At 71.3% G+C, this 23,579-nt stretch carries 19 protein-coding genes; 8 read left to right on the top strand and 11 right to left on the bottom strand.

Features of this window, described 5'->3' with window-relative positions; translation table 11 throughout:
• Positions 1–38 precede the first annotated feature (38 nt).
• The 3 genes from ACT3T5_RS12090 to ACT3T5_RS12080 are packed head-to-tail and all read left to right on the top strand — an operon-like array spanning position 39 to position 4,339.
• On the top strand, positions 39–1,718 hold the full coding sequence (locus tag ACT3T5_RS12090) for a DUF885 domain-containing protein (RefSeq protein WP_444577850.1): 1,680 nt from the start codon (positions 39–41) through the stop codon (positions 1,716–1,718).
• Positions 1,715–2,506, top strand: coding sequence for a Maf family protein (locus tag ACT3T5_RS12085; protein WP_444594454.1), 792 nt, complete (start codon positions 1,715–1,717; stop codon positions 2,504–2,506). Before ACT3T5_RS12090 ends, ACT3T5_RS12085 begins: the two co-directional genes overlap by 4 nt.
• 54 nt (positions 2,507–2,560) lie before the next feature.
• Positions 2,561–4,339: an acetyl/propionyl/methylcrotonyl-CoA carboxylase subunit alpha gene (locus ACT3T5_RS12080; protein WP_444594453.1), complete on the top strand. Its 1,779-nt coding sequence runs from the start codon at positions 2,561–2,563 to the stop codon at positions 4,337–4,339.
• A 72-nt stretch (positions 4,340–4,411) separates the two neighbouring features.
• On the opposite strand, the gene ACT3T5_RS12075 is transcribed toward ACT3T5_RS12080, so the two are convergent.
• On the bottom strand, positions 4,412–5,890 hold the full coding sequence (locus tag ACT3T5_RS12075; RefSeq protein ID WP_444594452.1) for an NAD(P)H-quinone dehydrogenase: 1,479 nt from the start codon (positions 5,888–5,890) through the stop codon (positions 4,412–4,414).
• A 79-nt stretch (positions 5,891–5,969) separates the two neighbouring features.
• On the opposite strand from ACT3T5_RS12075, the gene ACT3T5_RS12070 reads away from it, so the two are divergent.
• On the top strand, positions 5,970–6,866 hold the full coding sequence (locus ACT3T5_RS12070; RefSeq protein WP_444594451.1) for a purine-nucleoside phosphorylase: 897 nt from the start codon (positions 5,970–5,972) through the stop codon (positions 6,864–6,866).
• Positions 6,866–8,584, top strand: a complete 1,719-nt coding sequence (locus tag ACT3T5_RS12065; protein ID WP_444594512.1) for a phospho-sugar mutase — start codon at positions 6,866–6,868, stop codon at positions 8,582–8,584. The genes ACT3T5_RS12070 and ACT3T5_RS12065 overlap by 1 nt, the downstream gene beginning before the upstream one ends.
• Before the next feature lie 121 nt (positions 8,585–8,705).
• Here ACT3T5_RS12065 and ACT3T5_RS12060 read toward each other — a convergent pair whose 3' ends face one another.
• Positions 8,706–9,881 carry a DUF2330 domain-containing protein gene (locus ACT3T5_RS12060; RefSeq protein WP_444594450.1) on the bottom strand — a complete coding sequence of 392 codons (1,176 nt, stop codon included), beginning with the start codon at positions 9,879–9,881 and terminating at the stop codon, positions 8,706–8,708.
• A gap of 3 nt (positions 9,882–9,884) precedes the next feature.
• Entirely contained in the window at positions 9,885–10,550 is a 666-nt protein-coding gene (deoC, locus tag ACT3T5_RS12055; RefSeq protein WP_444594449.1) for a deoxyribose-phosphate aldolase, read from the bottom strand.
• Positions 10,551–10,656: 106 nt separating this feature from the next.
• Between deoC and ACT3T5_RS12050 the strand changes: the two genes are divergently transcribed.
• Positions 10,657–11,718: an NUDIX domain-containing protein gene (locus tag ACT3T5_RS12050; RefSeq protein ID WP_444594448.1), complete on the top strand. Its 1,062-nt coding sequence runs from the start codon at positions 10,657–10,659 to the stop codon at positions 11,716–11,718.
• 107 nt (positions 11,719–11,825) lie between these two features.
• On the opposite strand, the gene ACT3T5_RS12045 is transcribed toward ACT3T5_RS12050, so the two are convergent.
• The 8 genes from ACT3T5_RS12045 to ACT3T5_RS12010 all read right to left on the bottom strand — a co-directional run bounded on the left by ACT3T5_RS12045 (position 11,826) and on the right by ACT3T5_RS12010 (position 22,450).
• Positions 11,826–13,154 carry a thymidine phosphorylase gene (locus tag ACT3T5_RS12045; protein WP_444594447.1) on the bottom strand — a complete coding sequence of 443 codons (1,329 nt, stop codon included), beginning with the start codon at positions 13,152–13,154 and terminating at the stop codon, positions 11,826–11,828.
• A 184-nt stretch (positions 13,155–13,338) separates the two neighbouring features.
• Complete coding sequence (locus ACT3T5_RS12040; protein ID WP_444594446.1) at positions 13,339–13,812, bottom strand: cytidine deaminase; 474 nt, start codon at positions 13,810–13,812, stop codon at positions 13,339–13,341.
• Positions 13,813–13,859: 47 nt separating this feature from the next.
• Positions 13,860–15,197, bottom strand: a complete 1,338-nt coding sequence (locus ACT3T5_RS12035; RefSeq protein ID WP_444594445.1) for an ABC transporter permease — start codon at positions 15,195–15,197, stop codon at positions 13,860–13,862.
• Positions 15,194–16,825, bottom strand: a complete 1,632-nt coding sequence (locus tag ACT3T5_RS12030) for an ABC transporter permease (protein WP_444594444.1) — start codon at positions 16,823–16,825, stop codon at positions 15,194–15,196. The genes ACT3T5_RS12035 and ACT3T5_RS12030 overlap by 4 nt, the downstream gene beginning before the upstream one ends.
• On the bottom strand, positions 16,822–18,393 hold the full coding sequence (locus tag ACT3T5_RS12025) for an ABC transporter ATP-binding protein (RefSeq protein ID WP_444577840.1): 1,572 nt from the start codon (positions 18,391–18,393) through the stop codon (positions 16,822–16,824). Before ACT3T5_RS12025 ends, ACT3T5_RS12030 begins: the two co-directional genes overlap by 4 nt.
• A gap of 101 nt (positions 18,394–18,494) precedes the next feature.
• Complete coding sequence (locus tag ACT3T5_RS12020; RefSeq protein ID WP_444577839.1) at positions 18,495–19,610, bottom strand: BMP family lipoprotein; 1,116 nt, start codon at positions 19,608–19,610, stop codon at positions 18,495–18,497.
• A gap of 258 nt (positions 19,611–19,868) precedes the next feature.
• Entirely contained in the window at positions 19,869–21,143 is a 1,275-nt protein-coding gene (locus tag ACT3T5_RS12015) for a M20 family metallopeptidase (protein WP_444577838.1), read from the bottom strand.
• A gap of 116 nt (positions 21,144–21,259) precedes the next feature.
• Positions 21,260–22,450, bottom strand: coding sequence for a mannose-1-phosphate guanylyltransferase (locus ACT3T5_RS12010; RefSeq protein WP_444594443.1), 1,191 nt, complete (start codon positions 22,448–22,450; stop codon positions 21,260–21,262).
• Between the two features lie 278 nt (positions 22,451–22,728).
• Here ACT3T5_RS12010 and sdhC point away from each other — a divergent pair, with 278 nt between their 5' ends.
• Entirely contained in the window at positions 22,729–23,106 is a 378-nt protein-coding gene (gene sdhC / locus ACT3T5_RS12005) for a succinate dehydrogenase, cytochrome b556 subunit (RefSeq protein WP_444577836.1), read from the top strand.
• Positions 23,107–23,108: 2 nt separating this feature from the next.
• Positions 23,109–23,567, top strand: coding sequence for a succinate dehydrogenase, hydrophobic membrane anchor protein (gene sdhD, locus ACT3T5_RS12000; protein ID WP_444577835.1), 459 nt, complete (start codon positions 23,109–23,111; stop codon positions 23,565–23,567).
• Positions 23,568–23,579 lie beyond the last annotated feature (12 nt).

Raw genomic sequence — 23,579 nt, 5'->3', positions numbered from 1 at the left:
CTTCGCCTGGTGCGTCGTGCGCCACTAGACTCGCGGACATGCCCGAGACCCCCTCTCCCCAGCCCGCGCGCACGGCGTCCGCCCTGGACCGCCTCGCCGACGACTACGTCGATCTCAGCGTCCGACTGGACCCGTTCCTGGCCACCGAGCTCGGCATCGCCGGGCACGACACCGAGGTCACCGACTACTCCCCGGAGGCGGTGTCGGCACGGACCGACGCGGCGCGCGACCTGCTGGCCTCGCTCTCGACCGTCCTCGACGAGGACGACACCGACGCCGTCACCCGCGCCGCGCTGACCGAGCGCCTCGGCCTCGAGATCGAACGCGCCGAGCGGCGCCTGGACATCGCGACCGTCAACAATCTCGCCTCCCCGCTGCAGTCCCGCGATGTGCTCGATCAGATGCCCACCGACACCGCCGACGACTGGCAGGTGATCGCCCAGCGCCTGGACGCGATGCCCGGGTCGCTGTCCAGCTGGGCGCAGTCCCTCCGGGAGGCTGCGGACCACGGGGTGGTCTCCGCCCGCCGCCAGCTGCTGCTCGGCGCCGAGCAGGCCCGTGGATTCGCGGCGAAGGACGGGTTCTTCGCGGAGTTCGCCGCCCAGGCGCAGGGCGACGACGCCCAGCGCGACCGGGTCGCCGCGGCGGCCCGCACCGCGGCCGACGGCTATCTCTCCCTCGCCGAGGAGCTGACCTCCCTGGTCCAGCGCGCCCCGGAGGCCGATGCCGTGGGCCGCGACGCCTACCTCCTGTCCTCGCGCACCTTCCTGGGCACCGAGATCGATGTCGACGAGACCTACGCCTGGGGCATCGACGAGCTCCGCGCGGTCGTCGCCGAGCAGGAGGAGGTCGCGCGACGGATCAACGACCGCCACGGCAACGGCGGCGGGAGCTCGGTCGAGGCCGCGAAGGAGAGCCTGAACAGCGACCCGGCCCGGATCCTGCACGGGACCGAGGCGCTGCGCAGCTGGATGCAGGAGCTCAGCGATCGCGCCATCGAGGAGCTCGCCGGCACCCACTTCGACATCCCCGATCCGCTGCGTCGATTGGAATGCCGCATCGCCCGCACCGGTTCAGGCGGCATCTACTACACCGGCCCCAGCGAGGACCTCACGCGGCCCGGCCGCATGTGGTGGGACGTTCCGGCGACCACCACCGAGTTCCACACCTGGTTGGAGACCACGACGGTCTACCACGAGGGCGTCCCCGGCCATCACCTGCAGGTCGGCACCCAGACCATGCAGGCCTCCACTCTGAACCGCTGGCGCGCGATGATGTGCTGGGTCTCCGGGCACGGCGAGGGCTGGGCCCTGTACGCCGAGCGTCTGATGGACCAGCTCGGGTATCTCTCGGACGACGGGGACCGGCTCGGCATGCTCGATGCGCAGCGCCTGCGAGCTGGTCGAGTCGTGCTCGACATCGGTCTCCACGTCGGCCTGCCGATGCCGGAGGGTCTCGCCGGATCCGCCGGCGGCGACTGGACCTATGACACCGCCTGGGACTTCATGACCGCCCACTGGGGAGTCACCGAGGCGGAGCGCCGCTTCGAGCTGAACCGCTACCTGGGCTGGCCCGGTCAGGCGCCGTCCTACAAGATCGGCCAGCGGGTCTGGGAACAGCTGCGCGAGCAGTCCGTCCAGCCCGCCCGCGAATTCCACCGTCGGGCCCTCGAGCTGGGGAGCCTGCCGCTGTCCGTCCTCGAAGGAGCCCTGTCATGACGACCCCGGAGAAGAACACCGCTGAGCAGTACACCACGGAGCAGGTCTCCGAGCAGCCGTCCCCCGACCACGATCCGCTGCTCCTGCTCGCCTCGGCCTCGGCCGGCCGCCGCGCCACGCTGCGCGCCGCCCGGATCGAGCACGGCACCCTCCCGGTGGACCTGGACGAGGACGCGATCCTGGCGGCCGCCCGCGAGCGGGCCGCCGCCACCGGGGCCCCGGAGGACGCCCTGACGCCGGCCGACGAGGTGCTCCTGCTGGCCCGCGAGAAGGCCGTGGCGGCGACGTCCCGCAGCGACGGCGGCTATGTGGTCCTCGGCTGCGACTCGATGCTCGAGCTCGACGGCGAGGTGATCGGCAAGCCGCACACGGCGGAGCGGGCCATCGCCCGCTGGCAGGCGATGCGCGGGCGCTCCGGCATCCTGCACTCCGGTCACTGGCTGGTCGACGACCGCGACGAGGAGGACGGCGGCACCGGAGCCACCTTCGGCGCCACGGCGAGCTGCGAGGTCACCTTCGCCCAGCTGTCCGACGAGGAGATCGAGGCGTACGTCGCCACCGGCGAGCCGCTCGGCGTGGCCGGTGGATTCACGATCGACGGTCTGGCGGGCCCCTTCATCGAGGGCGTCTCCGGGGACCCTCATGCCGTGGTCGGCCTGTCCCTGCCGCTGCTGCGCCGCCTGCTGGGAGAGATCGGGGTCGGCATCCATGAGCTGTGGGACTCCGCACTGCCCACGGCTGCAGCGACCGACTCACCAGGCACCATGCCCGACCCTGCGTCCGCCTGAGCGCACTCGGTACTAGACTCGGCCACTGCTGACTCCCGGAAGGAACCCTCCCTCATGCCCGCACGCTCTTCCAAGCCCCGCCCGCTGTCCACGGTGCTGATCGCCAACCGTGGAGAGATCGCGGTGCGGATCGCTCGGGCCTGCCGGGACGCCGGGCTGCGCTCCGTGGCCGTGTACGCCGACCCCGATCGCGATGCGCTGCATACGCAGATCGCCGATGAGGCCTATGCCCTCGGCGGCACCACCGCCGCGAGCTCCTACCTGGTCGTCGACAAGATCCTGGACATCGCGAAGCGCTCCGGCGCCGACGCGATCCACCCCGGCTACGGCTTCCTCTCCGAGCGCTCCGACTTCGCCCAGGCCGTCACCGACGCCGGGCTCACCTGGATCGGGCCGCCCCCGTCGGCCATCGAGAAGCTCGGCGACAAGGTCTCGGCGCGGCACATCGCGCAGAAGGCCGGGGCACCGCTGGTGGCCGGCACCAAGGATCCCGTCCAGAATTCCGACGAGGTCGTCGACTTCGCCCGGGAGAATGGTCTGCCGATCGCCATCAAGGCGGCATTCGGAGGCGGCGGTCGCGGCCTGAAGGTCGCCCGCGAGGAGTCCGAGGTGCGCGAGCTGTTCGATTCCGCGGTCCGCGAGGCGGTCTCCGCCTTCGGACGCGGTGAGTGCTTCGTGGAGCGCTACCTCGACTCGCCCCGGCACGTCGAGACCCAGTGCCTGGCGGACATGCACGGCAACGTCCAGGTCGTCTCCACCCGTGACTGCTCGCTCCAGCGCCGCCACCAGAAGCTCGTCGAGGAGGCGCCCGCGCCCTTCCTCACCGCTCAGCAGAACGCGCAGCTGGTGTCCTCCTCGAAGGCGATCCTGCGCGAGGCCGGGTACATCGGCGCCGGCACCTGCGAGTTCCTGGTCGGGATCGACGGCACCATCTCGTTCCTCGAGGTCAACACCCGCCTCCAGGTCGAGCACACGATCACCGAGGAGGTCGCCGGCGTGGACCTGGTGCGCGAGCAGCTGCGCATCGCGGCGGGCGGCACCATCAGCTCCGAGGACCCGGCCTCGCGCGGCCACTCCTTCGAGTTCCGCATCAACGGCGAGGATCCTGGCCGCGGCTTCATGCCGGCCCCCGGCCGCATCCACCGGTACGAGCTGCCCTCGGGTCCCGGCGTGCGCGTCGACTCCGGTGTGCGCGCGGGCGACGAGATCTCCGGCGCCTTCGACTCGATGCTCGCCAAGCTCATCGTCACCGGGGCCACCCGCCAGGAGGCGCTCGAGCGCTCCCGTCGTGCCCTCGCCGAGTTCCGTGTCGAGGGGATCCCCACGGTGATCCCCTTCCACCGCGCCGTCGTCGCCGATCCTGCCTTCGCCCCGGAGGATCCGGACGAGCCGTTCACGGTCCACACCCGCTGGATCGAGACCGAGTTCGACAACGACCTCCCCGCAGCCCCGCTGCCGTCGCAGCCCGAGGAGGCTGAGGACCGTGAGGCCGTCGTGGTCGAGGTCGACGGCCGCCGGGTCGAGATCAGCCTCCCCGCCTCGCTGCGTGCACCGCAGGCCGCCGTGCGCTCGCGCCGCAAGCGCCAGCACAAGTCCGTCGGGGAGTCCGCGGCCAACGGCAACGCGGTCACGGCCCCCATGCAGGGGACGATCGTGAAGGTGGTCGCCGAGGAGGGCCAGAGCGTCTCCGACGGCGACCTGCTCGTCGTGCTCGAGGCGATGAAGATGGAGCAGCCGATCACCGCGCACCGCTCCGGCGTCCTCAAGGGGCTCGGTGCCGAGATCGGGGCGACGGTCTCCGCGGGCGCCGTGCTCTGCTCCATCGAGGACTGACCTCGACCCGACCCGGCAGCGGACGGCGCCTCAGCCGGTGCCGGTCTGGCCTCAGTCGGTGCCGGACCGGCCTCAGTCGGTGCCGGTCTGGCTCGCCCGTCGCGCCACCTCGGCCAAGGACCCCGTGAGCGAGGGGTACACGGTGAACGTCCCGGCGACCTGCTCGGCCGTGAGCCGGTGGGCGACAGCGAGCGTGTACGGCAGGATCAGCTCGCTCGCCCGCGGGGCCACCACCACGGCGCCCATCACGGTGTGCGACCCGGAGCGCACGATGAGCTTCACGAAGCCCTCGCTCAGCCCCTGCATCTTGGCGCGCGGGTTGGTGTCCAGGCCCAGCACGAGCACCTCGCCGGAGAGGACCCCGTCGGCGACGTCCTGTTCGCTCACGCCCACCACCGCGATCTCCGGGCTGGTGAAGATCGCCGAGGACACCTGCGCGGAGATCAGCGGGGAGACCGCATCGCCGAGCGCGTGATGCATGGCGATGCGCCCCTGCATCGCGGCCACCGAGGCGAGCGGGTACACCCCGGTGCAGTCGCCGGCGGCGTAGATGCCCCGCACGCTGGTGCGGGAGACGCGGTCGGTGTCGATGTGACCGCTGTCCTTCACCCGAACCCCGGCCTGCTCGAGGCCGAGGTCCCCGGTCCAGGGGATCCCGCCGAGCGCCATCAGCACGTGGCTGCCGGCGATCTCCTCCCCCGAGGTGAGGGTGACGACCACCCCGTCCTCGGTGCGGTGCGCGGACGCGGCGCGGGTTCGTGAGCGCACCGTGACGCCGCGGCGGGCGAAGGCCTCCTCGAGCACGTCGGCGGCGTCGCCGTCGGTGCCGGGCAGCACCTTCTGGCGGGAGGAGACGAGGGTGACGTCGCTGCCCAGGGCGCGGTAGGCGCTCGCGAACTCGGCGCCGGTGACTCCGGAGCCGACGACGATCAGGTGCTCGGGCAGCTGCTCGAGGCTGTAGAGCTGGGTCCAGTTCAGGATCCGCTCCCCGTCGCAGGGGGCGGAGTCCAGCTCGCGGGGTCGGGCACCGACGGCGAGCAGGATCACGTCCGCCTCGCAGGCCGGATCGAGCACGGCGGCGTCCTCCCCCGCGCCGTCCCGGATCTCGACGGTCGAGGGTCCCCGCAGGCGGCCGCGGCCCTCGATCACGCGCACCCCTGCCTCGCGCAGGGAGGCGCGGACGTCCTCGGACTGCGCGGTCGCGAGCCGCTGGACCCGGGCGTTGACGGCCGCGAGGTCCACGGTCAGGGCTCCGGTGCCCGGGGCCGAGCCGTCGTCGGCCTGGCGGATGCCGAGCTCCTGGGAGGTGGCGACCTGGTCGAGGACATCGGCGGTGGCGATGAGTGTCTTGGAGGGGACGACATCGGTGATCACCGCGGCACCGCCGAGCCCCCGGTCCTCGATCAGCACGGTGTCGGCGCCGTGGCGGGCGGCGGTCAGGGCGGCCTCGTAGCCGCCCGGGCCGCCGCCGATGATCACGACCCGCGTGCGGTCACCGGCACGGGTCACTCGATGGGGGTCCGACGGAAGGGCAGTGCTGGGATCGCTCACGTCTCCATTGTGTCTCAGAAGGCTCGACGGGGGCCCGGTTCCGGTGTTGTGCAGGGGCTCGCTGCGTTACCTTCGATCCATGACTGAAACCGCCTCTGACCCGTACCTGCTCGCCCGCGACGCCGCCGCCGCGATCGCCGAGGCCAGCGGGGTGGCCACCCATGATCTCGCCCTGGTGCTCGGGTCCGGCTGGGCCGGCGCCGCGGACCTGCTCGGGGAGACCGTCTGGCAGGCCGACGCCACCACGATCCCGGGATTCCGCCCGCCGGCCGTCGCCGGCCACATCGGCACGCTCCGTTCGATCCGCGTGGAGGGCAGCGGTGCCCGGGCGCTCGTCCTGGGTGCCCGCACCCACTTCTATGAGGGAGCCGGGGTGGGCGCCGTGGTGCACGGCGTGCGCACCGCCGCGGCCACCGGTGCTCGCACGATGGTGCTGACCAACGGCTGCGGCGGCATCGACCCGTCCTGGACCCCCGGCACCCCGGTGCTGATCAGCGACCAGATCAACTTCACCGGTGCCACTCCCCTGTCGGGCGCGAACTTCGTGGACCTCACCGATCTGTACACCCCGGCGCTGCGCGACATCGCCCGGGAGGTCGACCCGTCTCTCGACGAGGGCGTCTACATGCAGTTCCAAGGGCCGACGTACGAGACCCCGGCCGAGGTGCGGATGGCCCGGACCATCGGGGCCCACCTCGTCGGCATGTCCACTGCGCTCGAGGCGATCGCCGCCCGCGAGGCCGGGATGGACGTGCTCGGGATCTCCCTGGTCACGAACCTCGCTGCGGGGATCAGCGCCCAGGCCCTCAGCCATGAGGAGGTCCTCGAGGCGGGCCGGGACGCGGGCCCACGCATCTCGGCGCTGCTCGCCGAGACCGTCCGCCGCATCACCGGCGGCGCCGCCTCCTCGGACTCGTCGGATTCCTCCAGCACGTCGGATTCCTCGGACCCGTCGGCCTCCGGGGCGCAGGCATGATGACCGCGCTGGATCCTGCTCTGCGCGAGCGCGGCGAGGCCTGGCTCGCGGACGATCCGGGTCCGGCGACGCGCTCCGCGCTCACCTCGCTGCTCGAGCAGGCCGCCTCCGGCGGGGAGCCCGCGATCGACGAGATCACCGATGCCTTCTCCGGAGACCTGGAGTTCGGCACGGCCGGTCTGCGCGGACGGATGGGGCCCGGTCCGAACCGGATGAACCTCGCGGTGGTCTCACGCGCCGCCCGGGGCCTCGCCGACCATCTCCTGGGCGACCTCGGACTCGGGGAGCCCCTCGTGGTGATCGGCTACGACGCCCGCTACAACTCGCAGGACTTCGCACGACGCTCCGCCGCGATCATGACATCGGCCGGCTGCCGCGTGCAGCTGCTGGAGCGCTCCGGCCCCACGCCGCTGGTCGCCTTCGCCGTGCGCCACCTGGACGCCGACGCCGGGATCGTCGTCACGGCGAGCCACAACCCACCGGCCGACAACGGGTACAAGGTCTATCTCGGGGGCCGGGCGCAGGAGAGGGACGGGCAGGGTGTGCAGATCGTGCCGCCCTCGGACGGACAGATCGCCGCGCGCATCGCCGCCGTCGGCCCCGTGCTGGACATCCCGGTGGCCGACGCCGGCTGGGAGCTGCTGGGCGAGCAGCTGCGCGAGGACTATCTCGCGGCGATCTGCACCCTCCCCGATCTCGACGGGCCCCGGGACGTGCGGATCGTGCACACGGCGATGCATGGCGTGGGCACCGAGACGGCGCTCGCGGCGCTGCACCGCAGCGGCTTCGCCGAGGTGCACACGGTCGCCAAGCAGGCCGATCCCGATCCGGACTTCCCCACGGTCGCCTTCCCCAACCCCGAGGAGCCCGGGGCGATCGATCTGGCGCTCGAGCTCGCCCGCACCGTCGAGGCCGACGTGGTGATCGCGAACGACCCCGACGCGGATCGCTGCGCCGCCGCCGTGCTCGACCCGCACCTGGGCGACTGGCGGATGCTCACCGGTGACGAGCTGGGGGTGCTGCTGGGAGACCACCTGATCCGCCGGCACGGCTATCGCGGCGCCTTCGCCCGATCGATCGTCTCCAGCCGCTGGCTGGGCAAGGTCGCCGAGGCCGCCGGCGTGGACTCCCCCACCACGCTGACCGGCTTCAAGTGGATCGCCCGCGCCCCCGGCATCGTCTTCGGCTACGAGGAGGCGATCGGCTACTGCGTGCTCCCCGCGGTGGTGCGTGACAAGGACGGCCTCTCCGCAGGACTGATGGTCGCGGAGATGGCGGCGCTCGCGAAGGCGGAGGGCACCACGCTGATCGGCCGCCTCGACGAGCTCGCCGCGGCGCACGGGCTGTACGCGACCTCGCAGCTGTCCATCCGGGTGCAGGACCTCGCCGAGATCCCAGCCATGATGCAGCAGCTGCGCTCCGCGCCGCCCGCGCACCTGCTGGGCTCCGACGTCGTCACCACCCAGGACCTCTCCGAGGGATCCGTGGCCAGCACCGGTCTGCCGCCCACGGAGGGGATGCTGCTGCTCAGCGCGGAGGACACCCGCGTGGTGGTGCGACCCTCGGGCACCGAACCGAAGCTCAAGTGCTATCTGGAGGTCGTCCAGGACGTTCCGGCGGGAACGTCCGCCACGGAGATGGCGGCGATCCGTCAGCATGCCGGCGAGCGCCTGGCGCAGCTGAAGGACGAGCTGCGCGGAGTGCTCGGGCAGGCCTGAGGGCGCCTGTACTGTCCTGAAGGAGCTCTGACTGTCCTGAAGGAGCTCTGACTGGCCTGAAGGAGTTCGGACTGGCCTGAGGGGTCTCGGGCAGCCCGAGGGCGCAGCGCGCTCAGCCCTCTCAGGACTGAGCGCGCTCCTGGCGCAGAAGCGATCGTGAGCGCCTGGCGCTCCGGATCGCGATCAGCGACCCGAGCAGTGCCAGCAGGGTGACGATCCCCGCGGCGACGAGCAGGTATCCGACCGGGATCCCGGCCACTGTCACCGTCTCGGTCGTGGTGTAGGTGGGGATCTCCCACTCCGCCTCTGCATCTGCTCCGAAGGTCAGGTCCGTGGTGAAGGACTCCGGCTCGCCGGAGATCCAGAACTCGGTGACGATCCGGTTCTGGTCGTCCTGCAGACCGGACTCCGGATCCTCCGGAAGGTCCTCCCCCACGAGCTCCCGCAGCGTGGCGTCGGACCACGCCCAGTCGTGATGGGTGGGGTCCCCGATCCATGGACGTTCGACCTGCTGCTTCCCCGCTGAGTCGTCGGTGCGTTCCACGGGCTCGTCGGAGAGCACGAAGAGCTGGATGTGCTGAGTGCTCTGTGCGGCGTGGGAGAAACGCGCCGGGTAGATCAGCTCGTCGGTGGCGAAGTCGAACCGCAACGGCTCCACGTCCCCGCTGAGCACCGCGTCCTCCGCGTACCGGACCGCGGTGAAGGTCCAGTCCTCCTGGGCGTACGGGTCGATCAACGAGGAGACCGGATCGGCCAGGTCGTAGCCGTTCTCGCCGAGCCAGTCGCGCACCCCGTCGGCCTCCCCGCCGAGCACGGCGACGTCGTAGTTCCCGATACGGGCCTGCTCGTGGACGGTCACCGCCGGTGCCCCTGCGCCCGCCCCGGGCGCACCGCCCTCCCCGCTGCCGGCGAGGAACGGGAAGTCGCCCCAGATGTCGTACTCGACGACCTCGCGTGGAGCGGTCGCCGCCGCCATCTCCCGCAGGGTGCCGGACTGCGCGGCGCTGACCTCGGGGACGGATGGGGTGGGCATCAACAGCGTCGAGCCGGTGCGCTCCGTATCCAGCTGAAGTCCCATGACGATGCTCTGCGTGCCGTCCCGCAGGGAGAGCACAGCCGTCTCCTGCAGAACGGCAGACTCGGTGCGCTGCCCGACCGGGTCGATGAAGGCTCCGCAGGCGCAGGCCCCGGCAGGATTCGCGACGCCCAGGAGCACCTGGGAGAGCACCACGAGCCCGGCGAGGGCAAGGCTCGCTGCGCGCGGAAGCCGGCGTCTGGCCCGGAGCGTCGCGGTCACGGCTCAGTACCCGGTGCCGCTGCCGCCCTCGAGGATGGCCTTCGAGGAGGACAGGCCCAGGCGGCTGGCGCCAGCAGCGACCATCGCCTCGGCGGCCTCACGGGTGCGGATCCCGCCGGAGGCCTTCACCCCGAGGCGGTCGCCCACGGTGGCGCGCATCAGCTGCACGGCGTGATCGCTCGCTCCCCCGGCGGGGTGGAAGCCCGTGGAGGTCTTCACGAAGTCGGCGCCGGCACGCTCGGCGGCCTCGCAGACGCCGACGATCTGCTCGTCCTCCAACGCGGCGGATTCGATGATCACCTTGAGCACGACAGGCGTCGGGGCGGCCTCGCGCACGGCGCGGATCTCGTCCTCGACGGCGGCGAACTCCCCGGAGCGCGCGAGTCCCACGTTCAGGACCATGTCGACCTCGTCGGCGCCCTTGGCCACGGAGTCCGCGGCCTCGGCGGCCTTGATCGCCGGCGCATGCTGGCCGGACGGGAACCCGCACACGGTCGCGACCTTCACGGTGGTCTCCACGGGCAGCATCGACGGTGAGACGCAGATCGAGTAGGTGCCGAGCTCCTCGGCCTCGCGGGCGAGTGCGTCGACGTCCGCGCGGGTGGCCTCGGGCTTGAGGAGCGTGTGATCGATGAGGGGTGCGAGCTGTGCGCGATCGAGAGTGGTCATGGAGAGATCTTCCCACGAACGGCTTCCTGAGGAGACCATCACAGGAACGCCGCGATGCCTGCGAGGCAGGCCTCTGCGCTCCCCCGAGCGCCTAGAATCGACGGTCGTGACCATCGCGCCAGCCCTGCCCCGCACGCCGCGCCGCATCGTCCTGCTCGCCGGCCCGTCGGGAAGCGGCAAGGGCGTCATGTCGCGCCGATCCGGACTGCCCGTCCTCGGGCTCGACGAGTTCTACCGCGAGCACGATGATCCCGGCCTCCCCCACCGCTTCGGCATCGTGGACTGGGACGATCCCGCCTCCTGGAACGCCGGCGCGGCCCTCGAGGCGCTGACGGCCCTCGCCCACGACGGCGCCGCCGAGGTCCCCGAGTACTCGATCTCCGCCTCGCGCCGCACCGGGACCACGCGACTCGTGGCCGGGGACGCGCCGCTGATCATCGCCGAGGGCATCTTCGCCGCCGAGCTGATCGCCCCGCTCGCGGCGGCCGGACTGCTGGCCGACGCCATCGTGCTGCACCGCCCCACTCCGGTCGTCTTCGCCCTGCGCCTCGTGAGGGACCTGCGCCAGAACCGCAAGCCACCGCTGACGCTGCTGCGCCGGGGATGGGGGCTCGCCCGGGATCAGCGCGCCGATCTCGACGGCTGGGTCCGCGCCGGGATGCGCCCCGAGGGCCTGCACGCCGGGACCCGGTGGCTGCACCGCCTCACGGGCGTCGCGGACTGCGAGCAGCGGCACGCCCACCCCTCACGTGCCGGGGACGTCCTGCGGATCACGGCGGTGTGCTTCCTGCGCGAGGGAGAGCACGGCACCGAGGTGCTGGCGGTGCGCAAGCGAGGCACCGGCTCCTATATGCAGGTCGGTGGCAAGCTCGAGCCGGGCGAGAGCGCCCTGGAGGCGGCGATCCGCGAGGTCGCCGAGGAGATCGGCGTGACGCTTGCTCCCGAGGACCTCGCACCGCTCGGCGACTTCGAGGCGGTCGCCGCGAACGAGCCGAACACGATGGTGCGCTCGACGGTGTTCACGTCCCGCATCCCGCTGCCCGATCCGCTCGTGGTGCAGGCCGAGCTCGCCGATCATCGCTGGGTGCGGATCGACGAGCCCGGCACCGGCGCCCGGCTGGCCCCGCTCATGGTCGAGCACATCCTGCCGGCACTCCGCGCGCTGTAGGCCTGGGCCCAGAGAGCTCAGTTCCCAGCGGCCGGCGCGTCGAGCCCAGAGCCCAGAGCCCAGAGCCCAGAGCTCAGCGCTCAGCGCTCAGCACTCAGGTGATGCGTTCAGGCGATGCGGTCCATCACGATCTTCCGCGGCGGGACCGTGGTGCCGGCGGCGGCGAGGGTCCAGGAGCCGTCGATCGACTCGAGCGCCCGAGGCATCCGCTCCGCGGTGTCGGTGTGCAGACGGGCCAGGACGTCGCCGGCCTTCACCTCGTCGCCGATGTGCGCCTCGATCTCCACCCCGGCGGCGGCCTGCACGGCCTCCCCCGGGCGGGAGCGGCCGGCGCCCAGTCGCCAGGCGGCCACACCCACGCCCATCGCGTCGAGCCCGGTGACGACCCCGTCCTCGGTGGCCCGGAGCTCCTCGACGTGCTTCGCGACCGGCAGCGGAGCGTCGACGTCCCCGCCCTGGGCGGCGATCATCGCGCGCCAGGAGTCCATCGCGCGACCGTCGGCCAGTGCGGCCTCCACGTCGGCGTCGTGCACCCCGGCCGCATCCAGCATCTCGCGGGCCAGGGCGCAGGTGAGCTCCACGATGTCCGCCGGGCCGCCGCCGGCGAGCACCTCGAGGGACTCGCGCACCTCGAGACCATTCCCGGCGGTGCGGCCCAGCGGCGCGGACATGTCGGTCAGGAGCGCGACGGTGTGCACTCCGGCGTCGGTGCCGAGCTCCACCATGGTGCGCGCGAGCTCGCGCGCATCCGCCTCGTCCTTCATGAAGGCACCGGCTCCGGTCTTCACGTCCAGGGTCAGCGCGGCGGTGCCCTCGGCGATCTTCTTGGACATGATCGAGCTGGCGATCAGCGGGATCGCCTCGACGGTCCCGGTGATGTCGCGCAGGGCGTAGAGCTTCTTGTCGGCCGGAGCGAGGCCCGAGCCGGCGGCGCAGATCACGGCGCCGGCGCTCTCGAGCTGAGCCATCATCTCGGCGTTGCTGAGATCCGCGCGCCAGCCCGGGATCGCCTCGAGCTTGTCCAGGGTGCCGCCGGTGTGGCCGAGGCCGCGGCCCGACAGCTGCGGCACAGCCACCCCGAAGCTCGCCACCAGGGGTGCCAGCGGCAGGGTGATCTTGTCGCCCACGCCGCCGGTGGAGTGCTTGTCCGTCGTCGGCTTCGACAGCGCCTGGAAGTCCATCCGCTCGCCGCTGGCGATCATCGCGTGGGTCCAGCGGGCGATCTCCGACCGCTCCATCCCGCGCAGGAAGATCGCCATCGCGAGCGCCGCCATCTGCTGCTCGGCGACCACGCCGCGGGTGTAGGCGTCGATCACCCAGTCGATCTGGCCGTCGGCGAGCGCCTGGCCGTCGCGCTTGGTGCGGATGACGTCGACGACGTCGAAGGGCTCCACGGCGGGAGAGGTTCCGGTCGAACCGGCGGGTGCAGTGGTCATGGAAGGTCTCCTGGAATCGCGGGGAGGTCGGATCGTCGTGTGGGAGTGGTCTGTGAGATCAGATCCCGGCGGGGCTCTGCTGGGTCTCGCTGGGACCTGCTGGGTCTCGCTGGGTTCTGCTGGGTGCTGGGCTGGAATCGGTTCTGGCCGGCGCTGCCTCCTGCTCACACCTGCTGCCGCCTGCTCACATCTGGAGGTCGGAGGGGCCGAAGGCCTGGGGCAGCACCTGCGCCATGGTCCGCGAGCCCTCGGGGGTGAGGACCACGAGGTCCTCGGCGGCGTGCTCGGACAGCAGCTGCCGGCAGCGCCCGCAGGGCATCACCACGGCGCGCTCCTCGCGAGAAAGGTGCTCGTCCCCGCCCACGCAGACGAAGCGCGAGAGGCGCCCGCCGCCCCCGGCGACGAGCTCGCTGATCATGCCGCACTCCGCGCAGAGCGTGACGCCGTAGCCGGCGTTCTCCACGTTGCAGCCCCGCACCAGTCGGCCGTCGGTCGTGAGGCCGGCCGCTCCCACCCGGAAGCGCGAGTACGGTGCGTAGGCGTGCTCGGCGACCTCGCGGGCCGCGGCGAGCAGCTCCGTGAAGTCGACGTCATCCTCCGCATCGATGTCCGCTCCGGTGCCCGTGGGGTCGGTGCCGGCGGTCTGTGAGGTGCTCATACGTCGATGGTCTCACTGCTCGTCGGGGTGCTCACTGCGGGGCTCTCTCACTGCTTGACGTACGGGACACCGTCGGCCGCCGGGACCCGTACACGGCCCACGACGCCGGCCACGGCGAACAGGGCGACGATGTACGGGAGCATGAGGAGGAAGTCGCCCGGGATGGAGACTCCCCCTTCCGCGGCGGACATCGTGCCCAGGCGCAGCTGCAGGGAATCCGCGAAGGCGAAGGTGAGCGCGGCCAGCAGAGCGCCCACGGGGTGGTAACGACCCAGGATCATCGCGGCGAGGGCGATGTACCCCTTGCCGGCGGACATCTCCTCGCCGAAGGCGACCCCGGTGCCGATGGTGAGCGTGGCGCCGCCGAGCCCGGCGACGGCGGAGCCGAGCATCACGTTGATCCAGCGGGTGCGGTTCACGGGGATGCCGACGGTGTCCGCGGCGCGCGGATGCTCGCCCACGGCGCGCACGCGCAGCCCCCAGCGCGTGCGGAACAGGGCGACCGTGAGGCCGGCGACGATGATCCACATCAGGTACACCAGGACGTTCTGCTCGAACAGCACACGGCCGATCACGGGGATGTCCGCGAGGACCGGGATGCGCAGGGTCGGCAGGCGCAGGGGCGAGTTGAACTGCCCCGGGTTCTGCCGCATCACGGTGCCGAAGAAGAACGAGGTGACGCCGATGGCGAGCACATTCAGGACCACGCCCACGATGATCTGCTGCACCCGGTAGCCGACGGCGAACATGGCCAGCAGAGCGCCCATCACCAGGGCCATGAGCGGTGCGGCGATCAGCCCCACCCAGGCGCTCCCGGCGAGGGAGCCGACGAGCGCTGCACCGAACGCCCCGAACAGCAGCTGCCCCTCGATCGCGATGTTGATGACTCCTGCGCGCTCGGAGAGCACACCGGACAGGGCGCCGAAGGCGAGAGGGACCGCGAGGGCGAGGGTGCCCTGGAGGAGCGTCGCCACGTCCAGGGCGCGCTCGGAGATCACCCAGGTCATGAAAGCCAGGATCCAGCTCACGGCGAAGACGGCGATGAGGCCGATGCGTGCGGCGGGCCGGGGACGTGCGGCGCGGGCATGGAGCACCCACAGCGCTGCTGACGCCGCCAGCGCGATCACGGCCAGGGCGACGGCCCCACCGATGGAGGGCACGGTGATCCGTTCCGGGACCAGTCCGAGGGGGTTGAGGTCGCTCTCACGAGCCAGCGCGAACGAGGATTCCGCGCCGGGCACGCCGCGCAGTCCGAAGAACACCAGCGCGATGAGGCCGAGCACGGTGGTGGTGACCGGGAGGTGCCACCAGCTGTCGGGGCGCTCGTCGGTGACCTTCTTCTGGACCTCGGAATCGTCCGGGGCCACGGTGGGTGTCGCGGTCATCGCTGGTCTCCCGTCGCGTCGGTGGGATCCTCGCCCTCACCGGCGGAGGGTGCTGTCCGCGGCGTGGAGTCGGAGGAGGGGGCATCGGGAGACGGAGCGCCGGAGTCGCGGGGCGTTCCCGCGTGACGTCCCCGGGGTTCGGGTGAGCGGTCGGTCGATCCCTCCGGGGTGCCGTCCGGCGGGAGATCACCTGCCACGCTCGTCCCGGGATCCGCCGACGACGCCGACGGCTGAGAAGTCGTCGAGGTCGACGCCGAGTTCGAGATCGACGCGCTGCCGGCCGTCGTCCGTCGGGCCGTGCGCACTCGTGCCCTTGAGGAGGGGTGGTCGATGCGGCGCAGGCCGATCAGCGTGCGCACGAGGGGCGGGGCCGCGATGAACAGCACCACGAGGACCTGGATGACTTGCACGAGGTCCAGCGGGACGCCCTGGCTGCTCTCCATGAAGCGGCCGCCGGTGGACAGGCCGGCGAACAGCAGACCGGCCAGGACCACTCCGACCGGTCCGGACCGCCCGAGCAGAGCGACCGTGATGGCGTCGAAGCCGATGCTGCCGGCGACGCCCTCGGTGAGCCGCTTCTCGGTGCCCAGCACGTGCACGGCGCCGGCGAGCCCGACGAGCCCGCCGGCGACGGTCAGCACCAGGAAGGCGGTACGGGACGGGGAGATGCCGGCGACCCGTGAGGCACGGGGGTTGGAGCCGACGGCCCGGAACTGGAAGCCGAGCGTGGAGCGGCTCATCAGCCACCACAGCAGCACGGCGGCGCCGGCGGCGAGGAACAAACCGGCGTGCAGCCGGAAGCCGGAGCCGAGCAGCTGCGGGAGGACGGCGGAGTCGGAGACCGAGGGGGAGGTCGGCTGCGACTGGTTGGCTCCTGTGAAGGCTGCGGTCTTGAGCGCGAAGAACAGCAGATAGGTGGCGATCCAGTTCAGCATGATCGTGCTGATGACCTCGTTGGCGCCGAAGCGCGCCTTGAGGAAGCCGGCGATGCCGCCCCAGAGCGCACCGGCGAGCAGACCACCGACCAGGGCGATCAGCAGGTGCACGACGATCGGCAGGTCCCAGCTGAAGCCGATGTATCCGGCGGCCATCGCGCCCACGATGAGCTGGCCGGTGCCGCCGATGTTGAACAGCCCGGCACGGAAGCTGACCGCCATGCCTGCCGCCGCGATGATCAGCGGGGTGGCGACGGTCAGGGTCTCGGTGAGCGGTCGCAGGCCTGCGGCGAGCGCGGGGAGGAGGACGTAGGTTCCGCTCCCGCCCGCAGCGCGGAGGTCATCGGCGACCCGGGAGTACCCGACGCCGTCGAACACGGCCCCGCGGAACATGGCCCCGTAGGCCTGGGTCACCGACTGCCAGATCGCGGTCACGGCGTCGGACGGACGGTCCAGGAAATACCCGAGCGTCTCCCGCACCTCGACGTCGGCGATGACGATGAGCACCGAGCCGATGAGGAAGGCGAAGACGAAGCTCATGACCACCACGAGCAGGTCGCCGCGTGCGATCTTCTGCAGGGTCCCGCGCAGTCGGTCCTCGGCCTGCTGCTCGGGCGGCGGCGGGGAGTCGTTGCTCCCGGCCCCGACTCCCGGGGCGGAGCCGGTGTTCTCGGGGTCGACGACGGCGGTCATACGATCTCTCCTTCGTCGGCGAGCTGCGAGTCGGTGGTGCGCGCGCCGGCGGCGACGGCCTCACGGGCGGCGTCGACCGTGTAGCCGGCCATCATCAGGCCGAGCACGTCGCGGTCCTCGTCCCCGGGCACGATCCCGAGGATCTGGCCGCGGTACATCACGGCGATGCGGTCCGCGAGCTGGGTGACCTCGTCGAGCTCGGTCGAGACGATGATGACGGGGGTGCCCTTGTCCCGCTCGTCGAGGATCCGACGGTGGAGGAACTCGATCGAACCGACGTCGACGCCGCGGGTGGGCTGGGAGGCGATCAGCAGGGTGAGCTCGCGGTGCAGGGCGCGGGCCATCACGACCTTCTGCTGGTTGCCGCCGGACAGCGCGGAGACGGCGGAGTCGGCGGACTGGGTGCGCACGTCGAACTCGGGGATCAGCCGCTCCGCGTTCTCCCGCACGGCCCGCAGAGACATGGCGACGGCGCTGCCGAAGGGCGGGCGGTCGTGCTGGTCCAGCACGAGGTTCTCGGCGACCGAGAAGTCCGGGATCAGGGCATCATGGGTGCGGTCCTCGGGGACGAAGCCGACCCCGGCGTCGAGCACCTGCTTGGTGCTGCGGCCCACGAGCTCACGACCCTCCAGGGTCGCGGAGCCGTGCACGGTGTCCTCGAGGCCCAGGAGTGCCTCGGCGAGCTCCGTCTGCCCATTGCCCTGGACGCCGGCGATGGCGAGCACCTCGCCATGACGGACGTCGAAGGTGACGCCGTCCAGGGTGCGCACGCCGGCGTCGTCCGTCACCCGCAGATCGGTGACCTGCAGGGCGATCTCGCCCGGGGTCGCCTCGATCTTGTCCTGGGCGAGGGAGACCTGGCGGCCGACCATGAGGGAGGCGAGCTCCGCCTGGTCCGCGGAGGGATCCGCCTCGCCGACGACCTTGCCGCGACGGATCACGGTGATGCGGTCGGAGACCGCCTTGACCTCGCGCAGCTTGTGGGTGATGAAGACGATCGAGGTGCCCTCGTCCCGCAGCTGACGCATGATCGCCATCAGCTCGTCGGTCTCCTGCGGGGTCAGCACGGCGGTGGGCTCGTCCAGCACGAGCACCTCGGCCCGACGGCTGAGCGCCTTGATGATCTCGACGCGCTGCTGCGCGCCGACGGGGAGGTTCTCGACGAGGGCGTCGGGGTCGATCTCGAAGCCGAAGCGCGCGGAGATCTCCCGCACGAGCCTGCGGGCCGCACCCAGGTCGAGCAGGCCGCCCTTGGTCGGCTCGTGGCCGAGCACCATGTTCTCGGCCACCGTGAAGACGGGGACCAGCATGAAGTGCTGGTGGACCATGCCGATGCCGGCCGCCATGGCGTCACCGGGATCGGAGAAGGAGACGGGCTTCCCATTGATGACGATCTGGCCGCCGTCGGGTCGGTACAGCCCGTACAGCACGTTCATCAGGGTGGACTTCCCGGCGCCGTTCTCCCCCAGCAGGGAGTGGATCTCCCCGGGTTCGACGACCAGGTCGATCGCGTCATTGGCCACGAAGGACCCGAAGGTCTTCGTGATCCCGCGCAGTTCGAGCTTCACATCTCTCGCTTCCGTCGGCGACGGCCGAGATCATCGGCCGAGCGATCAGGAGGAGGCGGTCCCGGCCCGGGTGGGGCCGGGACCGCCGTGCTCCGGAGGGGTCAGGCAGCCTTGGGCGAGGCGTCGGACTCGACGGTGACCTTGCCGTCGATGATGTCCTGCTTGAGGGTCTCGAGCTCGGTGGAGAGCTCCTCGGGGACGTCGTCCTCGAACTCGTGGAACGGGGCCAGGCCCACGCCGCCGTTCTCGAGGGTGCCCACGTACGAGGTGGCGTCGAACTTGCCGTCGGCGGAGGTGGTGATGACGTCCTCGACGGCGGTGTCCATCTCCTTCATGACGGAGGTGAGGATGACGTCCTGGGCGTCCTCGTCGCTCGAGTTCGTCTCGAAGCCGTCGGAGTCGACCCAGATCACGGTGCGGTCCTCGCCCTCCTTGGCGGAGGCGAGGGTGCCTGCACCGACCGGTCCGGCGACCGGCATGATGATGTCCGCGCCGGCGTTGTAGAACTCGTCGGAGACGGCCTTGCCCTTGGACTGGTCCTCGAAGGTGCCCACGATGGAGCCCTTCTGGGTCTCCTTGTTCCAGCCGAGGACCTCGACGTCGGTGCCCTTGGTCTCGTTGTGGTACGCGACGCCGTCGGCGTAGCCGTCCATGAAGATCGTGACGGTGGGGAGGTCCATGCCGCCGTACGTGGCGACCTTCCCGGTCTCGGTCATGCCCGCGGCGAGGTAGCCGGCCAGGAACGCGGCCTCGGCGGTGTTGAACTCGAGGGGCTTGACGTTGTCGAGCTCGACGGGGTTGCCGTCGGCGTCCTGCGCGGTGGAGTCGACGATCGCGAAGTCGGTGTCCGCGTTGGCCTCGGCGGCGGCGCCGGTGGCGGGGGCCAGCAGGAAGCCGACCGTGACGATCAGGTCGCAGCCCTGCGTGACCATGTTGTTGATGTTCGGGGCGAAGTCGGAGTCGGTGGTGGATTCCGCCTCGGCCTGCTCGATGCCGAGGTTCTCGACCGCGGCCTTGAGACCGTTGTGGCTCGACTCGTTGAAGGACTTGTCGTCCCAGCCGCCCGAGTCCGAGACCATGCAGGCCTTGTAGTCGCTCGAGGCGCCGCCGGCATCGCTGCCGCTGCTGCCGCCGCCCTCCTCAGGTGCTGTGCCGCACGATGCGAGGGTGAGGACGCCGGCCCCGGTGAGGGCGAGCGCACGCGTGATGCTCTTCATGGGGGTTCCTCCGCTGGAGAGTCGGGGCCGATCGGGCCCCGGTAGGTCTCGGGCGACAGCGTTGTCGCGTTCCGCCTCGGACCATAGCCGTGCCGGGAGGCTCCCGGTGGCCGCGCTCGGTGCTGGCCGGGAACCGTTATGAAATCGACGCGGATACGTCGTCGTGCCGCAGGGCCGGAGGCGTCTCGGCGGCTCCGCCGACCGGAAGGTCGGCGGGCGGGAGCGTCACCGGATCAGCTGTGTCGAGGGACCGACGGGTCAGCCGACGGCGAGGTCTCGCTGCACGCAGGCGCTCGCCAGCACCGAGGCGCCGATGCCGATGGCGCGCTCGTCGATCATCAGGTCGCCCATGTGGAGGTCGTAGGTGCGCCCGCCCGGGGTCCTGGTGCCCAAGCGCGCCAGAGCACCGGGGACCTTCTCGAGGTACCAGGCGAAGTCCTCCCCGCCCAGGGACTGTGCGGTGGGGTCGAGGTTCTCGCGGCCCAGCACGCTGGTCACGGCGGCGGTGAGGACGTCAACGCTGGTGGTCGAGTTCGAGACCGGCGGCACTCCACGATCATGGTTCACCCGGGCGTCGACGCCCCAGGGGCGCACGAGGTCGGCGAGAACCGACTCCAGCAGCTCTTCGGCCCTGTCCCAGGCATCGTGGTCCAAGCAGCGCAGGGTCCCCTCGAGGGTGCCGCTGCTGGGGATCGCGTTGAACGCGGATCCCGCGTGGATGCTCCCCCAGGTGAGGTTCACCCCGGAGCGGGGATCCATCCGACGGGTCAGCGCCGCAGGGAGCTGGGTCACGATCGAGCCGAGCGCGTACACGAGGTCCTGGGTCAGATGCGGCCGCGAGGTGTGGCCGCCGGCGCCGCGCACGTGGATCGACACCGGGTCGGTGGCCGAGGTGATCGGTCCGGACTTCAACCCGATATGGCCGACGTCCACACCCGGATCGCAGTGCAGCGCGAGGATCGAGTCCACGCCGTCCACGACGCCCTGACCGATGAGATCCAGCGCCCCGCAGGGATGCATCTCCTCCGAGGGCTGGAACACCAGGCGCACCCCACGCCGCAGCGCACCGGCCTCGGCGACGCGGACGAGGGCGGTCGCCGCACCGAGCACGGCACTCATGTGCACGTCGTGGCCGCAGGCGTGGGAGACGCCCTCGACCGTGGAGCGGTAGGAGACGGTGGACAGCTCGGGGATGCCGAGGGCGTCCATGTCGGCGCGCAGGGCGATCGGTGCGAGATCCGGTTCGCTGCCGGGGATGTCGCAGATCGCTCCGGTGCTCGCGAGCCGCTGCGGGGACAGCCCGAGCGCGGAGAGGCGGTCCACGACGTAGTCGGTGGTGGCGTGCTCCTCGTGGGAGAGCTCGGGATGACGGTGGAGGTGGCGACGCACATCGCGCAGCTCGTCGGCCTTCTCCGTGACCGTGCGCGCGATGAGACCCTCCGGTCCCAGCATCGACCGCTGCTCCGCGGTTCCCAGCAGGACCTGCTGCGACTGCTCCACCTTGTCCACTCCCCGTTCCCACTGGTCGTCCATGCCGTGGCATGTCTTGTCGATGCGTCGACCGGATCGGTGCGTCGGCCCGATCGATGCGTCGTCCGGATCGACGCTCTGGCCGTCGTCGGCCGCCGACGTCCGCTGTCCGACGGTTCTCAGCGCAGGTGACCACGTCCGTGCTCGTCGAGCAGGCCGACGAGCCGGGTGAGATCCTGTGCCTGCTCATCGGCGAGGACCAGCAGGGCGTCCTCGGTGTCCACGATGCTGATTCCCTGCAGGCCGACCAGGGCGATATGACGATCGGTGGAACCGTACACCGTGGCTGTGGAGGCAATGGCATCGACCGTCGAGGTGCCCAGCACCCGGACAGCAGACTCCTCGCCCTCCGGACCCCACTCCCGCAGCTGACGGGCGAGAGCCGCGAAGTCGCCGACGTCGTCCCAGCCGAAGGAGGCAGGCACCACGGCTACCCGTCCCGCCGCGGCAAGGGGCTCGGCCAGGGCGTGGTCGATCGCGATCGACGTCAGAGTGGGCCAGATCCGGGCCAGCACCTCGCTGTACGCCGGGGTGCCGGCGGCCGCGGCGATCTCCCTCGCTCCCCGGGCAAGGCCGGGGATCTGCGCGGCGAGCTCGTCCAGCAGCACGCGGGCCCGCACCACGAACATGCCGGCGTTCCAGAAGAAGGTCCCGGCCGCGACGAACTGCTCGGCGGTGACCAGGTCCGGCTTCTCCACGAACCGCGAGACCGGGAGCGCGCCGAGCGCGCGAAGAGCCGTCGGTCCCGCCCCGGACGTTCCCCCGGAGCTCCCGCCCCCGGCCTGCTCAGCTGCTGACTTCTCGACCTCGGCCTGCTCGATATACCCGAAGCCGGTCGCCGGAGAGGTCGGCCGGATCCCGAGGGTGACGAGGAAGCCGTGCTCCGCGGCCCGGCGCGCGGTTGCGACGGTGCGGCCGAACTCCTCCTGATCCGCGATCAGATGGTCCGCGGCGAAGGAGCCGATCACCGCGTCGGGTTCTTCCCGCTCCACGAGCGCCGCCGCGAGCGCGATCGCCGGCATCGAGTTGCGCGGGGCGGGCTCGGCGACGACCCGGGCCCACGCGCCGGAGCTCGGGGAGTCCATCTCGTCCAGCTGCTCCTGCACCGCGAGGGCGTGGTCGTGCCCGGTGACGATGATCGGTGGGCGGTCCGCCAGCGGTGCCAGTCTCCGCACGGTCTGCTGCAGGAGCGAGGCGCCGCTCCCGGTGAGGTCCAGGAGGAACTTCGGTCGGGCACGGCGTGAGAGCGGCCACAATCGGGTGCCGGCACCGCCGGCCGGGATCACGGGAACGAACGGAGCCTCAGGCATCTGCCCAGCGTATCCGGGCCGGGAAGCAGCCCGTCGCAGGGACTTCCGGACGTGTCGTCGGGCCCCGCAGGGTGCCCCCGACCTGCACGTCACGGTGCTACGCTGACTCTGCCCCTGTCGGGGGCGATGATGATGTCGCCGTGTCGTGAACCAGGTGCCCACGGGGTGCCTCGAGCGCCGCGAAGGCCGTCCGGGCAACCCCCGGGGGCCCGCGCGCCCCACCTCTGCGGTGACGCATCCCGTTCCCGGCGTTCACCCGTCGCTTCTGGAGGAACTCCGTGGCATCAGCCCAATCCGGGACGCTCTATCGCGGTCGCGAAGGCATGTGGTCCTGGGTCGCTCACCGCATCTCGGGAATGCTCATCTTCCTGTTCCTGCTCGTGCATGTCCTCGATACCGCATTGGTGCGGGTCTCTCCCGAGGCGTACAACGAGGTGATCGGCCACTACAAGACGATCGTGTTCGGTCTCGGCGAGATCGGTCTCGTCGCCGCGATCGTGTTCCACGCCCTCAACGGCCTGCGCATCATCCTCGTGGACTTCTGGTCCAAGGGCACCACGCATCAGCGGGCCCTGTTCTGGGGTGTCGTGATCGTCTGGGCCGTCCTGATGGTCGGCTTCGTCCCCCGTCAGCTCATGCACATGTTCGGAGCCTGATGATGAGTGCACAGTCTGCAACCTCGATTCCTGATCCCACGACGCGCTACAGCCGCACCGGCCAGCGCGGCATCAACTCGGAGATGCTGTCGTGGCTGTTCATGCGCGTCTCCGGTGTCCTGCTCGTGATCCTCGTCTTCGGCCACCTCTTCGTGAACCTATGGCTCGGCGAAGGCGTCAAGGGCATCGACTTCGCCTTCGTCGGCGGCAAGTGGTCCAACCCGTTCTGGCAGGTCTGGGACCTCCTGATGCTGTGGCTCGGCCTGTTCCACGGCGGCAACGGCGTGCGCACGATCATCAACGACTACGCGCGCAGCTCCACGCTGCGGCTGACCCTCAAGGGCCTGCTGTACTTCGCGGTCGTCGTGACGGTCATCCTGGGCACCCTGGTGATCTTCACCTTCAACCCGTGCCCCGTCGGCGCCGAGCCCAGCCTGCTGCCCTCCTTCTGCGCAGGCTGACGGCCTCCCCAC

This window comes from Brachybacterium sp. AOP3-A1-3 (genome assembly GCF_052378285.1).
GTDB lineage: Bacteria > Actinomycetota > Actinomycetes > Actinomycetales > Dermabacteraceae > Brachybacterium.
The sequence above is the reverse complement of the archived record's forward strand: the minus strand, read 5'-3'. Positions and strand labels throughout refer to the sequence as shown.